The sequence below is a fragment of the Actinocatenispora sera genome (assembly GCF_018324685.1).
Classification (GTDB): Bacteria; Actinomycetota; Actinomycetes; order Mycobacteriales; family Micromonosporaceae; genus Actinocatenispora; species Actinocatenispora sera.
Map to the genome: position 1 here is coordinate 1,383,253 of NZ_AP023354.1, position 15,231 is coordinate 1,398,483.

A 15,231-nucleotide genomic window follows, 5' to 3' on the forward strand; every position below is an offset into this window, starting at 1 on the left:
AACCTAGTGACCCGGCCCCGCCCCAACAACCGGTTTGACCGCCCTACCTTTCTCGCCACGGTTCGGCGGGGGTGGGGCCGGCGGGGTGGAGGGGATTGCCTTGCTGGCGGCGGTGGATGTCGCTGGCCAGGGGTGGCAGGCCGATGCGGGACCGCTCCCGGTCGATGTCAGCCAGCGCGACGTGGTGGCGGAAGACCGGGCGACCGTCCTCGATGTGATAGTCCGTGGAGAGGACCGCGTACACCGGGGGGAGGCGGTCGGCCTGGCGGAGGCTGTCGACGGTGGCGGCGAGTTGCCGTGGGCGCGCGTCCCCGGCCCGTACCGCTCGGGCCAGCAGTGGCATGCAGGACCGGCAGAACGCCAGGTTTTCCGGGGTTCCGAGCGTGGGGACGCCGGAGCTGGCGTGTTGGAGTACCAGCCAGGCGGCATCCGCGCCGTCCTCGCCGGCGAGGCTCCGGCCCGGCCAGCCGTGGTCGGCGACGATCCGTCGCAGTCGCGCCGCGTTGGCGTGCACCACCTCGACCACGCGGCGCACCAGCGGTGGCGCCGATTCGATCGGCGACCACTCCAGCAGGCCGAACGGCCAGGGGGTCGCCGGTACGATGCCGGTCGCGGCGAAGCGTTCGCGGTGGTCGCCGGCCTGGGCGTAGAACGCCGTCACCGCAACGGTGTCCGCCTCGAACATCGCGGTCAGCTCGGCGCGCAACCCGTCGTCCATGCGGCTCCGTCCCGTCCTGGCGTCAGGTCTCGGTGTCGTCCTGGTCGGCCAGCTTGTCCATGATGGCAGCGAGACGGCGTCGGCGGGTGGCGGGCGTGCTGGCCTTGAGCAGCGGGAGGACCAGCAGGTAGCGGGCGGTCCGGTCGAGCGCGTCGAAGCGTGCCGACGCGGCGGGGTCGGCAGCGAGGGCCGCGGTGAGCTCGGTCGGCACCGGTGCCTCGCGCTGCGGGGCGTACGCGGCGTCCCAGCGTCCGTCGGCGCGGGCGGCCTCGATCGCGGCGAGCCCCGGCTCGCGCATCCGGCCGGATGCGATCAGCGCCTCGGCCCGCTCCACGTTCACCCGCGACCACGGGCTGGTGGGCCGCCGGCGCGAGTACCGCTGCAGGAACGAGTCGGCGTCGTGCGCCCGGCGCTGACCGTCGATCCAGCCGTAACACAGTGCCACCTCGGCGGCCTGGTCGATGGTGAGCAGCGGCGCGGCCGAGTTCTTGCGGCGGATCAGCAGCCAGGCACCGCTGGCCTCGGCGTGGTGCTCGGCCAGCCAGGACTCCCACGCCGCCGCCTCCGCGAAGCGCATCATCGCGCCGCGCTCCCGCCGGTGGTACGTGCTCGCCGCATGGTGCCTCCTCGACGACCGGTGCCCCAACGTACGGCGCGGTGGCGCTCGCCGCCCGGAGTCTGGCCGATGGGCCAGCGTGGATCGGCCGTTCGGGGGAGGGCGGGATGGTCGGGTTTCGATAGCTTCAGCCGCCGTGACGACCGAGATGTCCGCTGCGTGCCCGGACTGTGCCGCCCCGTTGGTGGCCGACGAGCGGTACCCGTCCTGGTGCCCGGGCTGCGGATGGGGCGTCGACCCGAACCCGCCGAAGCCACCGCGGGGCCGGGTGAACCGGTGGGTCCTGAGGGTCGGCGACCGGACCATGGCGTCGGTGCACGAACGGCTCTGTCGCACCGAGGTGGCCCGGCCGAGCCGGGATGCGGCCTGGGTCTTCACCTACGTACTGGCGGGCTGCGTGCACGCGGTCACCGTCGCCGTCGCGGTACTGGGGATCTGGCTCTGCCTCACCGGCCGGCTGGTGCTCGTCCCGCTCGGGCTGCTCGCGCTGGCGATCGTGGTGTTGTTGCGGCCACGGCTGGGCAAGATCGATCCGGAGGTCGAGCTGCTCGACCGCGACGAGGCGCCGCAGCTGTACGCGCTGTGCGACGCCGTGGCCGACGCTATCGGCGCCCGGCACATCGCGCAGATCGGCCTGGACCCGGACTTCAACGCGTACTACACCGTCGCCGGCATCCGGCAGCGCCCGACCATGGTCCTGGGTGCTCCACTGTGGACGGTGCTGGACCGACAGGGCCGGGTCGCGCTGCTCGGCCACGAACTCGGCCACGGGGCGAACGGCGACAACCGGCAGGGTGTGTTCGTCGGCGGCGCGCTTCGTGCGCTGGCCCGCTGGTACGAGCTGGTCCGGCCCGGGCGGGACAGCGTCTTCGCGGCCCGTGGCAACCCACTCGGGATGATCGCCGGACTGCTGCTGCTGATCCCGCAGGCGATCGTCGGCGGCGCCCTGTACTGCGTGATCGTGGCGTTCGCCCTGGTCTCCCTGCGGGTCGGCCAGCGGGCCGAGTACCTGGCCGACGCGATGGCCGTGCGCGCCGGGGGCCGGTCGGCGGCTCGGGCGCTGCTGGAGACCTTTCTGGTGACCGGCACCCTGCTGCGGGCCGGCCGGCTGGTGCCCCGGAACGCGCCGGCGGGCGAGTCGTACGCCGCGATCGTCGCGCACGCCGCGGAACTGCCGGCCACCGAGAAGGATCGACTGGTCCGCCAGGGCCGGATGCGTCAGCACCGGGTCGACTCCTCGCACCCGCCGACCGCGATGCGGCTGGACCATGTCGCCAGCCGGCCGGACGAGCCGGCCCGGGTGGTACTCGATGCCGGACAGGCTGCCGCCATCGACGCGGAGCTCGCCGCACCGCTGGCGCGGCTGGAACGGCAGTTCCGCGACCTCGTCCGCGAGTACCAGGTCTGAGCGTCCCGGCCGTCCTTCGGCCCGGGTCGGGGAGCGGGCCGGTGGCTCCTGGGCCCGCAGCGGGCCAGCAGTTCTTGGGTCCGGGTCGGTGAGCGGGCCGGCGGGTCAGGTCGTCGAGGGGTAGACGTAGATGTCGGTCCTGGCCTCGTCGACGTCCTCCGGCGGGCCGTACTTGACCCGGAGGGACTGGTCGGACCAGCCCGGCGGGAGCACCACGTCGAGGCCGAGATCGGTCATCGTCGAGCCGCCGACGATGCGTCCCTTGGCGTTGCGGAAGACCGCCGTCACGCCCGCCCGGGACAGCACCGTCCGGTACGACGAGTCGACCCGGAACGTGACGTACAGGGTGCCGCAGTCGTTCCGGAACGCGCCGATCTTGCCGCCGCCCCAGTACGGCACCTGCTCGCCCTTGTCCCGCCAGTCGGTCCGGATCCGGCCGGCGGCCAGGGTCGGCGGCGTGCCGGGCTCGACCCACCAGCGCGTCGTGCCGACCCGGATCCGTACCGCGGCGACGGCGGGGTCGTCGAGGTAGGTGACGCCGCCGACGCCGGTGCGCCGACCGGGCAGCACGGCGGGGACCGCGGCCCGCTCGTAGAAGTCCTCGACCTTGAGTTTCTTGCCGGCTCGGTCGAGGTAGGTGATCCGCAGCTCGACCGCGGCGGTGGCCTTCCCGCTGGTGTTCTCGATGATGGCGCCCCAGGTGACCTGGGGCTCGCCGGCCACGTCCCTGATGTTCTCGAAGCCGGTCTCGTCGATCTTCACCGTGCCGTGGTCCGGCGGCGTCGTCAGCGGGGCGTACCGGCTGCCGGCGTTCGACGGTGACGCGGACGGTGACGGTGACGCCGCCGCGGTCGGCAGCCGGTGGTTGGTCCCGCCCTTGATGGCGAGCAGGACGATCAGCACCAGGATGGCGACGACCAGCAGCACCGACACCAGGTGCCGGCGCAGCGGCGATCGTCGCACGCCAACCGGGTCGGGCGGCGCGGCTCCGGCGTCGGTCATCCCCACTCCTCGACTCGCGGTATCCGGGCAGGTTAGCGAGGCGGCGCAACCCGCCCCGGCGTTGACGTGACCTCGTACGATCTCCGGCACGGCGAGCCGCGACCCGGAGGTACCGAGCCATGGACAGCGCAGCGGACCCGCAGCGTCCGGCGGATCCGTCGCGCGTCGATCCGAAGGGTCCGGAGGATCCGGCGGGCGCGGATCCGGGGCCCGCGGCGGGTGACGAGGCGCTGCCTGGCGCGGGGATGCTGGACGTTCGATCGGCCGTGCGTCTCGTCGAGCAGGCGAACCCGGGGACGGTGCCGGCGAGTCGGCGTTCCCGGTGGGGGCGGATCGCCTGGTACTCGGTGGCGGGCGCGGTGATCGTGCTGCTGACCACGCTGCTGGTGTGGCCGCGCCAGCCGACCCGCGCCGAGCGGCGGGTGCGGGACTTCCTGACGGCGATCCAGCGCGGCGACGCGGCGGCGGCGCAGCGGATGGTGGACGAGCAGCCGGACACCCGGGAGACCGACCGCTCGTTCCTGCGGGCCGATGTGCTGCGGCAGCGCTGGCACGTCACGTCGGTACGGTCGGACGACGACGCCGACGAGCGCTCGTTCTCCGCGGTCGACGCGACGATCTCGGTGCCGGGCGGGCGTTCGGTCTCGTACCGGTTCGAGCTGACCCGGGAGACCAGCGACGATGCCTGGCGCTTGCAGGATCCGTACGTGTATCTGACGTTCGGCGCGTTCCCGGTGAGCTACGTCGCGATCAACGGGCATCGCGAGCAGTTGCCGCGGCCCAACGGCAACGTCAGCTACGGCGGGCGCTACGTGCTGTTCCCGGGCGTGTACCGGTTCTTCTCGTCGGGGTCGGGAGTCACCCACCCGGCGTCGTCGTACCCGTTGATGCCCGGGCGCTACACCGTGCGGCAGGCCGGCGACGTGCCGGTCGCCACGCCCAACACCCTTGTCCTGCCCCGGATGCGGCTGACCGGGGCGGCGCAGCGCGATGCCCAGCAGGCGGTGTACGACTACCTGGACGACTGCGTGCGGCGGGCGAAGGCGGTGACGCCGGGCTGCCCGTTCGGCGTCGAGTCCGTACCCGAGCCGGGCCGGACCGACCGCATCTTCTCCGGGCGCGAGATCGAGTCCGCACGCTGGAGGATGCAGCGCCGCCCGGAGATCACGATCGAGCCGGTCGGCGACGAGTTCCAGGTGGTGGATCGGCGACCCGGAAAGCTGACGCTGACCGTCACCGGTGCCGACGAGGACACCGGCTTCCACGCCACCACGTCGATCTCCTGCCCGACCCGGGACGGCGTGCTGCGGGTCGACGTCACCGGCACCGGCACGTTCCGCGTCTATCCGGAGGGCGGCCGGTACGGCGAGGAGCACGTCGACCGTTCCACGATCCGGTGGCGCACCTGCTGATCGCCGTGCCCCGGCCTGCTCGCCGGGGCACGGCGGGCGGCGTCAGGCCGGCGCCGGTGCGGTACGCGGCACCTGCGTGTCCGGGATCCCGACCGCGATGTTCGCCTGCTCCGGCGCGCGAGTGCAGAGACTGACGACGACCAGTACCAGCGTGTTGACGGCGACGGCGAACAGGCCGAGCGCGATCGACGAGACGCCCGACCACCAGGTCGACACCTGCGGGATGCCGACCAACGCGATGCCGACGATCGAGCCGGCCGCCGCGCCGTACGCGGTGACGCGACGCCAGAGCAGCGACAGGATGATGGCCGGCCCGATCTGCGCGATCCCGCTGTACGCGACGAGCAGCAGGCTGACGATCGTCGAGCTGGAGCCGAGGGTGAGGTACGCCGCGACCGCGACGCCCAGCACCGTGGCGAGCCGGCCGACGAGCAGCCGGTGCCGGTCGGACAGGTCCGCGGTCGGCCGGTAGATGTTGCGGGCCACCGTGGTACCCAGGGTCAGCAGCATCACCGTGGACGGCACCAGCGCGACGAGGATGCCGGTACCGGCGGCGATCCCGATGAACCACTGCGGGAAGTACCGGTAGATCACCGAGACCAGCGCGGTGTTGGAGTCGGTCAGGTGCGGCAGGGTCAGCAGGGCGGCGAACCCGATCACGAAGATGAAGAAGTACGACAGCGTGTAGATCGGTTGCAGCACGGCGTTGCGCCGGATCGCGCGGTCGCTCTTCGCCGACAGGTTGGCCTGGAAGGAATGCGGCCACATCCAGTAGCCGATGTTGGTCATCAGGATCGACGAGCAGAACCACCAGGGACTGTAGTGCGTGCCGGACTGCATCCCGGGCAGGTTGGCGTAGTGGGGATGCTGCTCGGCCATGTGCCGGAAGATGCCGCCGATGCCGCCGAGCCCGGTGAGGGTGCCGATGGTGACGAACACGGCCACCACGACGGCGACCACGAACACGTCCTTGACCATCGAGGCGAACGCCGACGAGCGCAGCCCGGCGGTGAACGTGAAGGTCAGCAGCAACAGCACGCCGACCAGTACCGCGAGCGGCTTGCCGATCGACCCGTGGAACATGACGGTGAGGATCGTCGCCAGCCCGGTCAGCTGCACCTGCACGTACGGGATGAGCGCGAGGACGCCGATCAGCGCGATGAGCCCGGCGAGCCACCGGCGGCCGAACCGGGCGCGGATGTAGTCCGCCTGCGACATCACGTTGTGGTCGCGACCGGCCCGCCAGACCTTCGGCAGCAGCCAGTACCCGAGCACGTAGCCGAGCGGTGCGTTGGCGAGGATGTAGAACCCGGGCGCACCGTACGCGTAGGCCCAGCCGGCGGCGCCGAGGAACGCGAACGTCGTGTAGATCTCGCCGGCGGACAGGAACCACAGCAGGATGCTGCCGAAGCTGCGGCCGCCGACGGCCCACTCGCTCATGGTGACCCGGCGGCGCCGGCGGGCCAGGTAGGTGGTGCCGCCGGTGGTGGCGGCGACGATGAACAGCGCGATTGCCAGGGCGACGGTCATCGTTGCACCGCCGTCGGGTCGTCGGCCGTCGCGGCGTCGAGGGCGTTGTCGAGCCGCCACACCACGAAGATGCTGCCGGCCGTCACGAGCACGCCGAGCAGCGCCCACCACAGCAGCAGCGGCACGTCGAGTGGGCTCGCGTGGACCAGGTTGACGGCCGGTACCGCCGCCACCGTCCACAGGTAGGGGATCACGAGTACCAGTCGATGGCGTCGTCTGGTCGGTGCGGACATGCTGGTCTCACCTCCATCCGGGATGCGTCGACCGTCCCCCGACCGTCGCAGGACGGCACGGCGGGGGGTACGGCCGGCGCGAGCGCTGCCGGGCGGTCCGCCCGGCGGGGTCACGCGTGACTCACATGGCCACGGTCTGGTTACGTACCAAGGAATCCAGCAGGTCGACGGCGAGCGGCAGCGCTGCCTCGTCGAGGTCGAAGGTGCCGGAGTGGTGCGGTGCCGGGCTGCTCGCGCCGATGCCGAAGTAGCCGGCGACGCCGCCACGATCCTGGACCCGGCGCATGAACGCGGTGGCGTCGTCGCTGCCGATCCCGGCGCCGGGTGCGCCGACGGTGACGCCGATCCGGTCCGCCGCCGCGCCGAGGGCGGCGGTGACCGCGGGATCGTTGCCGGCGGTCGTCACCGCGCCGATGAGCTCCACGTCCACGTCGAGCCCGTACGTGTCGGCCGCGCCGGCGAGCATCCGCCGGACCCGGCGTTCCAGCTCGGCGTTGACGTCGCCGTCGTCGGCCCGGGTCTCGAGCCGCAGCTCCGCCCGGTCCGGCACGATGTTGCTGACCGTACCGCCGTGCAGGGCCCCGACGTTGACCCGCGTCTGGTGGCCGGAGAACGACGGCATCGTGTGTACCGCAAGGGTTGCCGACGCGGCACCGAGCAGCGCGTGCCGGCCGTGCTCGGGTGCCATCGAGGCGTGCGCCGCGGCGCCGCGGAACACCGCCCGCAGCTTGGAGTTGGCCAGCAACCCGGCCACGTCGGTACAGATGGTGCCGGTCGGCAGGCCCATGCCCAGGTGCGGCGCCACGAACACGTCCACGTCGTCGACGACGCCGGCCGACACCATGGCCGCGCCGCCGCGCCCGCCCTCCTCGGCCGGCTGCAGGATCAGCCGGACCTCACCGGGGAAGTCGCGGTCGGTGAGCCGCTCGGCGAGCGCCAGCGCGACGGCCACGTGCCCGTCGTGCCCGCAGGCGTGCATCCGCCCGGTCCACCCGGACCGGAACCCGAGCCGGCTCGGTGCGTGGTCGTCGGCGTCGGATTCGTGCAGCGGCAACGCATCCATGTCCGCCCGGAACGCGATCACCGGCCCCGGGCGGGCGCCGCGCAGCCGGGCCACCACGCCGGTGAGCCCGCCGCGCAGCGCCGGCAGGTACCGGGGGTCGGCGCCGCTGTCCGCGGCCCGCTGGTACGCCGCGGCAAGCTCGGCGCCGTCGGGCACGCCGAGCCGGGCGTCGGCGTCCAACACTTCCGCGCCGGCCGCGACCTGCCAGCCGAGGTCGGCCAACCGGCCGGCGGCGCGGCTCGCGGTGCGGAACTCGGTGAAGCCGACCTCCGGATGCCGGTGCAGGTCCCGGCGCAGCGCGACCACGTCGGCGGGCTCGGTCGGTACCGGATCGGTCATGGTCGTGTCCTTCCCAGGGTGGGGCGCAACGAGGGCAGCAGGTCGGATCCGCGCCCGGTGAGGCGGTACCTGGCCGGTCGAGCGGCCGGTCGCGTTGTGACGCGGGCCGCATTGCCGGGATTCTGCTGGGCACCGGAAGGCCCGTCAACGACTCCGCCGCCGGCATGCACGATCCGCATGGGCCCTCGAAATCCGGCATTGGACCGCCGGTACCGGTTCTGCTGTACTCGGCCGGGGACCTGACCGGCCCCGGTTTCGCCGATGGGAGGCCACGGATGCAGCTCGCTCGATTCCCCCGGTACCGGCTGGGGCACCTGCCCACGCCGCTGGAGCCGATGCCACGGCTGACGGAGGTGTTGCGCGCCAAGGGTTCGACGGTGCCGCACCTGTGGATCAAGCGGGACGACTGCACCGGCCTCGCCACCGGCGGCAACAAGACCCGCAAGCTGGAGTACCTGCTCGCGGACGCGCTGGCGCAGGGCGCCGACACGCTGATCACGCAGGGCGCCACGCAGTCCAACCACGCCCGGCAGACCGCGGCCGCCGCGGCCCGCGCCGGTCTCGGCTGCGAGCTGCTGCTGGAGCGCCGGCAGGTACGCGACGACGACTACGAGGCGTCCGGCAACGTGCTGCTGGACACGATCCTCGGCGCCCGGATCGCCGACCGGCTGCCGGCCGGTACCGACATGGCCGCGGCGATGGAGTCGCTCGCCGACGAGCTGCGCGCGAAGGGCAAGCGGCCGTACGTGATCCCCGGCGGCGGGTCGAACCCGGTCGGCGCGCTCGGCTACGTGGGCTGCGCGCAGGAGCTGGCGACCGCCGACGTACCGATCGACTGGGTGGTGCACGCGACCGGCAGCGCCGGCACCCAGGCCGGCCTGCTCGCCGGGCTGCTCGCGATGCGCAGCGGCATCCAGGTGCTCGGCGTGAGCGTCCGGCAGCCGGCGGCGGTGCAGCGTCCGCTGGTGCACGATCTCGCCGTGCGCACCGCCGAGCTGATCGGCGCGCCCGGCGCGGTGGGCCTGGACGACGTGCAGGTCGACGACGGCTGGACCGGGCCCGGCTACGGGGTACCGACCGACGAGATGGTCGCGGCGCTGCGGCTGGTCGCCGAGACGGAGGGCATCCTGCTCGACCCGGTGTACTCGGGCAAGGGGTTCGCCGGGCTGCTCGGTGCGATCGAGGCCGGCCGGTTCGGCGCCGACGAGCACGTCGTGTTCGTGCACACCGGCGGTAGCGCCGGCCTGTTCGGCTACCGCAGCACGTTCGCCCCCCGGTAGCGGCTGCGCCGCGGGCGTCCCGGCCGATCCGGCGGCGTCGGCTCAGCCGGTCCGGTCCTGGTTCGCGGCGGCACGCTCCCAGACCTCGACGGCGTGGCTGCTGGCCCGCTGCCGCCGGTTGCGGCTGAGCCGGATCTCCAGCCCGGCGGTCCACTGCCCGTCGCCGACCGGAGTCATCCGCCCGGCGGCCACCTGCTCGGTGGTGAGCAGGCCGGGCAGCCAGCCGACCCCGAGACCGGCGGCCACCAGCGCCGCGAGTACCGAGGTGAGATCGCTCTGCGCGACCGGGCGCAGCCGGGGCCGCCGGCCGGCCAGGATCCGGTCGGTGACCCGGCCGAGGAACGAGCCGGCGCCGTGGCTGACGTACGGCACCTCCGGGCCACCGCCGTCCGAGCGCCGCTGCGGGTCCGGCAGCCGGTACGTGCCGGGCCGGGCGTACGGCGCGAGCCGGTCCCGCGCGACCAGTACCGATTCGACGTCGCTGTCGCCCAGCTCCAACGGGTGCAGCGGGTCGACGTAGGCGAGCAGCAGGTCGCACCCGCCGTGCACGAGCGTGTCGTACGCCTCGAGCGTGTTCGCCGCGAGCAGCAGGCAGGTCAGCTGCGGCGCGTCCGCGGTGATCGCCCGCCACCAGCCGGCGAAGTAGTGGGTGGCGAGGCTGTGGCTGACCGCCAGCCGGACCGGGTGCGCCGGCATCGTCTGCCGGCCGCGCATCTCGTCGTGCAGCGCGGACAGCCCGGCCACCACGTCGGCGGCACGGGCCCGCAGCACCCGGCCGCTCGGGGTCAGCGTGATCGGCAGGCTGCTCCGGTCGACCAGGTCGGTGCCGGCCCACTGCTCCAGTGCCCGGATCCGCCGGCTGAACGCCGGCTGGCTGATGTGCAGCGACTCGGCCGCCCGGGTGAAGCTGCCGTGCTCACCCAGCGCCACCAGGCTCTCCAGCCAGACCACGTCCATGCCGCGAGGGTACGCAGCCGGCCGGCGCCGTGCCCCGGACCGCGGATACCGGCCGGTCAGTCCCGCCGGGAGTACAGGTAGACCTCGGTCCTCGCCTCGACCGCGCCGGCCGGCGGCGGGTACCACATCCGGACGGTCTGCTCGGACCAACCCGCCGGCACCAGCACGTCGGTACCGAGCGTGTCGAGCGGGGCGCCGCCGACGATCCTGCCGTGCCCGTCCCGGTAGATCGCCGTGACGGCGGGATAGGACAGTACGGTGGGAAAGCCGGAGTCGACCCGGAACGTGAGGTAGAGGTTGCCGCGCCGGTTCGCCGCCGCGGTCGGATGCTTCCAGTACTCGGCCTGCCGTCCCTGGTCCCGCCAGTCCGTGGTGAGGTTGCTCGCCCGCAGCGCGTGGCGCTGCGAGGTCACCGTCCACAGCACGCTGTCCACGCTGACCCGGACCGTCGCGGACACCCTGTTCGACAGCTGCGCGACGCCACCGACGCCGGCCCGGCTGCCGGGCATGATCTCCGCCGCCTTCGCCGTGCGGAAGAACTTTCGGACCCTGACGGGCCCTCCGTCGCGGTCGCGGTACGTGATCTTCAGCAGGACGGCGGCGACCGCGCGGTGGCTGCTGTTCGACAGGACGACCCCCCAGCTCACCGCGGGGCCGCCGGACGGCGTCGTGATGTTCGTGAAGCCCGACTCGGCGATGCGCAGCGTCCCGCGATCCGGTGCCAACCGCCCGGTCGACACCGTCCCGGGGGCGCGCGTGGACGCCGAGGGGGATGCCGCGGCGGCCGGGGCGTCGCCGGCGCCGGCGTGCCGCGCCACCAGAATCCCGGCCAGCACCAGGATCACCACCAGCAACGATGCCGAGGCGACGTGCCAGCCCGGCGCGAGCCGCACACCGCCGACCGCCGGCTCACCGGTGCCGGCCGGCACGTCGTCCTCCGGCTCGGCCGCGCGGTCCGGCGTGTCGTGGGCCGGCTCGGGTGCGGCGTCGTGCATCGGCTGCTCCCCAGGCTCGTGATATTCGAGCACGCTAGCGTTGTCGCGCAACGGAGTCGCGATTGACCGTCCCCCGTACGATCTCCGCTACGTCGGTTCCCCCGAACCGGCGGCCCACCCCGGCCCCAGGGATGGCAGCCATGGAACGTGCAACGGACGATCCCCGCCGTCCGCACCCTTCGGCGGGCGTGCCCCCGGCCGAGCCGGTGCTCGACCCGCTCCAGGTCGAGGCCGCAGCCGACGTGCGCCACGGGGAGGCCGCAGCCGACGTGCCGGACGCCGAGACCGCAGCCGACGTGCCGGACGCCGAGACCGCAGCCGACGTGCCGGACGCCGAGACCGCAGCGGGCGCGCCGGCCGTCGAGACCGCAGCGGGCGCGCCGGCCGTCGAGTCCGAGCACGACCTGCCCCATGTCGAGCCCGAGGACGACGTGCCGTACGTCGAACCGGAGGACGACGTGCCGGGAGACGACGTGCCGGGAGACGACGTGCCGGGAGACGACGTGCCGGGAGACGACGCGCCGGGAGACGACGCGCCTGCGGCTGTACCGGGCGGTGCGCGGTTGCGGAGCGCCCGGCGGCGGACGATCGCCTGGTACGCGGTGGCCGGCGTGATCATCGTGCTGCTGGTCGGGGCCCTGGTGTGGCCGGGCGCGCCGGACCCGGCGGAGCGGCAGGTACGTGCGTTCCTCGCCGCGATCCAGCGCGGCGACGTGGCGGCGGCCGGCGCGCTGGCAGCGGACGAGCCCGACCCGTCCGCGGACGACTCGTTCCTGCGGGCGTCGGCGCCGCGGCAGCGGTGGCGGATCACCTCGGTGCGGGCGGTACCGGGTGCGACCGGGGCGGGGGAGACCGCGGTCGACGCGACGATCTCGACGGCCGCCGCCCGGACCGCCTCGTACCGGTTCACCGTGGTCCGGTCCGGCGCGGGCGGCTGGCGGCTGCGCGATCCGTACGTCTACCTGAGCTTCGGGACCTTCCCGTTGCCGTACGTCGACGTCGACGGGCACCGCAAGGCGCTGCCCGAGACGGCGGCGAGGGTGGCGCGGGCCGGCACGCTCGTGCTGTTTCCCGGCGTGCACCGGTTCTTCGCCTCGGCCCCGGACACCGTCACGGTGCCTCGCGCCGGGTACCCGCTGATGCCGGGGACGTACGTGCTGCGGCAACCGGACGCGCCGGGGCCCGACGGCACGCCGGTCACGCTGCCCCGGACGACCCTCACGGCCAGGGCGCAGCGGCAGGCGCAGCGCGAGGTCGACGCGTACCTGGACGCGTGCGCGAGGCATCGCGCGCTGGTCACCGCGGGCTGCCCGTTCGGCGCGCGGTCGGTGCCGGTACCGGGCCATCCCGGCCAGGTGTTCCGCGGGGCCGAGGTGACCTCCGTGGCGTGGGCGGTGGTACGGCATCCGGTGGTCGCGGTCCAGCCGGACGGCAACGAGTTCTCGGTCGCGGACCGGCGGCCGGGCCTGGTCAGGCTCACGGTCACCGGCACCGACCGGCAGACCGGTGTGCACGCGACGACGACGCTGACCTGTCCCACCCGCGACGGCGCGCTGCGGGTCGAGGTCACCGACTCCGGCGGCCTGCGCATCTACCCGGAGGGCGGCCGGCACCCCGGCGACGACCTGGACGACCAGGACTTCCGCTGGCCGACCTGCTGACGCGGGAGCATCGGCCCGGCAGGTGGTGCACCGCGACGGGTGGGCACGCCGTTCGACGGCTGCTACGCCACCCGCGCGGGATCTACCGGGTCGACGGGCCGCAGCGGGTGGTGAAGATCCACTCGATCCGGCATCGGTCGGAGGTCGATCGGTGCTTATTTGTCCACAGTGGACATACAAGTCCACTGTGGACCTTTTGATCAGCGGCGGCGACGGTGGCGTGGGAGCAGGTGAAGCAGCTCCAGCACCCGGTCGAGGTTGGATGCCTCGTACTGTTCGCCGTCCACCAGGACCGACCAGCCCCGGCCGTTGCGGATGGCCGAGGCGAGGATCCGCCCGTGTGCGTGCACCTGGACGGTCTGGCCGCTTGCTACGGCCAGTGTGGGCAACTCTGTCTGGGTCATGCGTTCCCCCTGATCATGACCGGACTTCGGGTGCGCAAACCCCCTGCGCATCCGGTGCCACGACGATGGTCCCGGCCCCCACCGGCATCCCCCCGGTTGCCCGCCGGGGACCGGGACCCGCACGTGACCTCGGCGGCCCGCCCATGAGTCGGTTCGGACCCCGCAGTCATCGGAGGTCCGAACCGAGCTCGTGAGGACACGTGGTCGGTGACGTCGTGTACCGCAGCAAGCGTGCCAGCCCGCTCGCGCCGGGCGAAAACGGTACGTCATCACAACGGTTGACAGCCTTCATCGCGGTATGTGAAGACCCGATCAATCCGGTGTGCGGACCGAAACCAGGGTGTAGAACTCATCAGTGTCGATACGACGTCGATCGATACGTCGATCGATACGAGGCGTCGGGCGGGGCCGCATTGCCCGCGCGTGTCCTCGAAGCTCCACCGGGAGCAGCAGGGTGGCTGGCGACGAAGACAACCCCTAGCATCCCTCGGATGAGCGGAAAACCCGAATGGCCCCGGGTCGGTACCTGCGTCGCACACCGTGGTGCCTGCGGCACCGCGCCGGAGAACACCATAGTCGCGTGCCGTACGGCCATCGAGCAGGGCGCCCGGACGATCGAGGTGGACGTGCAGCGCTGCGGCGACGGTGAGCTGGTCGTGATGCACGACAGCAAGCTGCGCCGCACCACCGACATCGCGCAGGTACTGCCGGACCGGGCGGACGCGACGATCAACGAGCTGACCGTGGCGGAGCTGCGCAAGCTCGACGCCGGCGCCTGGTTCGACGAGCGGTACCGCGGGGAGCCGGTACCGACGCTGGCCGAGCTGCTGGCCGCGATCGACGGGCGCAGCACGCTGTTCATCGAGCTGAAGGTGCCGGAGCGCAGCCCGGGTATCGAGGAGCAGCTGGCCGAGGAGCTGCGCCGCTGCCTCGGCGACCGGCTCGACGACATCCACCATCCACCGGTGGCGATCCAGGTGGTCGACGCGGACCGCCTGTGGCAGCTGCACGAACTGCTGCCGACCGTACCGATGTGCCTGATGAGCGGGCTGACCTACATGCTGGAGCTGGACCGGTTCGCCGACCTGGGTGACTGGGTCTCGGCGTACACGCCGCTGGGCCGGCTGCTGACCGCCGAGCATGTCACCGCCGCGCACGAGCACGGGATCCGGGTCCTGCCGTGGACGATCGACGCGCCCGAGGCGGTCGCCGCGATGCGCGATCTCGACGTCGACGCGGTGATCACCAACAACGTGCCGTTCGTGCAGCCGATCCTGTCCGGGCAGCCGAGCCGCCTGTCGCGCACACCGGTACGGATCGAGTCGGCCTCGGCCGCCGACGAGCGCACGGTGCTGCGGGCGGAGTCCCCGGTGGACCTGACCGGCTGGTCGCTGCGCAACCACCTGATGCGCCGGCAGCCGTTGCCGGCCCGCCGGCTCGCCGCCGGCGACACGCTGGAGGTCGCCTCGGCGAGCAAGAAGTTCCTGGACAACTACGGGGACACGGTCGGCCTGTACGACGCCGACGACATCGTCGTCGACCTGCACCTGTACCGCGAGCTGGCCGCGCCGGCGATGGTGTGAGCGGCTGTCGCCCTGGCCACCGGTACTGCG

Annotated in this window: 14 protein-coding genes; 5 read left to right on the forward strand and 9 right to left on the reverse strand. The window is 73.1% G+C overall.

Annotated elements, in window-relative coordinates:
- Nucleotides 1–43: 43 nt before the first annotated feature.
- Both Asera_RS06530 and Asera_RS06535 read right to left on the reverse strand, forming a co-directional pair.
- Nucleotides 44–718 (reverse strand): DUF6624 domain-containing protein, encoded by a 675-nt coding sequence (locus tag Asera_RS06530; RefSeq protein ID WP_030445436.1) that lies wholly within the window; start codon nt 716–718, stop codon nt 44–46.
- A gap of 22 nt (nt 719–740) precedes the next feature.
- The gene (locus Asera_RS06535; protein ID WP_030445437.1) at nt 741–1,298 is read right to left on the reverse strand and encodes a YdeI/OmpD-associated family protein; all 558 of its coding nucleotides are present in this window, start codon (nt 1,296–1,298) and stop codon (nt 741–743) included.
- Between the two features lie 349 nt (nt 1,299–1,647).
- Between Asera_RS06535 and Asera_RS06540 the strand changes: the two genes are divergently transcribed.
- Nucleotides 1,648–2,742: a M48 family metalloprotease gene (locus tag Asera_RS06540; protein ID WP_169745816.1), complete on the forward strand. Its 1,095-nt coding sequence runs from the start codon at nt 1,648–1,650 to the stop codon at nt 2,740–2,742.
- Between the two features lie 105 nt (nt 2,743–2,847).
- On the opposite strand, the gene Asera_RS06545 is transcribed toward Asera_RS06540, so the two are convergent.
- Nucleotides 2,848–3,744: a hypothetical protein gene (locus Asera_RS06545; RefSeq protein ID WP_030445439.1), complete on the reverse strand. Its 897-nt coding sequence runs from the start codon at nt 3,742–3,744 to the stop codon at nt 2,848–2,850.
- Between the two features lie 119 nt (nt 3,745–3,863).
- Between Asera_RS06545 and Asera_RS06550 the strand changes: the two genes are divergently transcribed.
- Nucleotides 3,864–5,156 carry a hypothetical protein gene (locus Asera_RS06550; protein ID WP_030445440.1) on the forward strand — a complete coding sequence of 431 codons (1,293 nt, stop codon included), beginning with the start codon at nt 3,864–3,866 and terminating at the stop codon, nt 5,154–5,156.
- A 42-nt stretch (nt 5,157–5,198) separates the two neighbouring features.
- Here the strand turns inward: Asera_RS06550 and Asera_RS06555 are convergent, their stop codons facing one another.
- The 3 genes from Asera_RS06555 to Asera_RS06565 all read right to left on the reverse strand — a co-directional run bounded on the left by Asera_RS06555 (nt 5,199) and on the right by Asera_RS06565 (nt 8,321).
- On the reverse strand, nt 5,199–6,686 hold the full coding sequence (locus Asera_RS06555; protein WP_051802006.1) for a sodium:solute symporter family protein: 1,488 nt from the start codon (nt 6,684–6,686) through the stop codon (nt 5,199–5,201).
- The gene (locus Asera_RS06560; protein WP_084131092.1) at nt 6,683–6,919 is read right to left on the reverse strand and encodes a DUF3311 domain-containing protein; all 237 of its coding nucleotides are present in this window, start codon (nt 6,917–6,919) and stop codon (nt 6,683–6,685) included. Before Asera_RS06560 ends, Asera_RS06555 begins: the two co-directional genes overlap by 4 nt.
- 121 nt (nt 6,920–7,040) lie before the next feature.
- Nucleotides 7,041–8,321, reverse strand: a complete 1,281-nt coding sequence (locus tag Asera_RS06565) for an amidohydrolase (RefSeq protein ID WP_030445443.1) — start codon at nt 8,319–8,321, stop codon at nt 7,041–7,043.
- Between the two features lie 275 nt (nt 8,322–8,596).
- Here Asera_RS06565 and cuyA point away from each other — a divergent pair, with 275 nt between their 5' ends.
- The gene (cuyA, locus tag Asera_RS06570; RefSeq protein ID WP_030445444.1) at nt 8,597–9,601 is read left to right on the forward strand and encodes a D-cysteate sulfo-lyase; all 1,005 of its coding nucleotides are present in this window, start codon (nt 8,597–8,599) and stop codon (nt 9,599–9,601) included.
- Between the two features lie 42 nt (nt 9,602–9,643).
- Here the strand turns inward: cuyA and Asera_RS06575 are convergent, their stop codons facing one another.
- Nucleotides 9,644–10,558, reverse strand: coding sequence for a LysR family transcriptional regulator (locus tag Asera_RS06575; protein ID WP_030445445.1), 915 nt, complete (start codon nt 10,556–10,558; stop codon nt 9,644–9,646).
- 56 nt (nt 10,559–10,614) lie between these two features.
- Entirely contained in the window at nt 10,615–11,553 is a 939-nt protein-coding gene (locus Asera_RS06580) for a hypothetical protein (protein ID WP_030445446.1), read from the reverse strand.
- Nucleotides 11,554–11,693: 140 nt separating this feature from the next.
- Here Asera_RS06580 and Asera_RS06585 point away from each other — a divergent pair, with 140 nt between their 5' ends.
- The gene (locus Asera_RS06585; protein ID WP_212804519.1) at nt 11,694–13,214 is read left to right on the forward strand and encodes a hypothetical protein; all 1,521 of its coding nucleotides are present in this window, start codon (nt 11,694–11,696) and stop codon (nt 13,212–13,214) included.
- 200 nt (nt 13,215–13,414) lie between these two features.
- Here Asera_RS06585 and Asera_RS06590 read toward each other — a convergent pair whose 3' ends face one another.
- Nucleotides 13,415–13,618 carry a hypothetical protein gene (locus Asera_RS06590; RefSeq protein WP_157034722.1) on the reverse strand — a complete coding sequence of 68 codons (204 nt, stop codon included), beginning with the start codon at nt 13,616–13,618 and terminating at the stop codon, nt 13,415–13,417.
- A 491-nt stretch (nt 13,619–14,109) separates the two neighbouring features.
- On the opposite strand from Asera_RS06590, the gene Asera_RS06595 reads away from it, so the two are divergent.
- On the forward strand, nt 14,110–15,201 hold the full coding sequence (locus Asera_RS06595; RefSeq protein WP_051802008.1) for a glycerophosphodiester phosphodiesterase family protein: 1,092 nt from the start codon (nt 14,110–14,112) through the stop codon (nt 15,199–15,201).
- Nucleotides 15,202–15,231 lie beyond the last annotated feature (30 nt).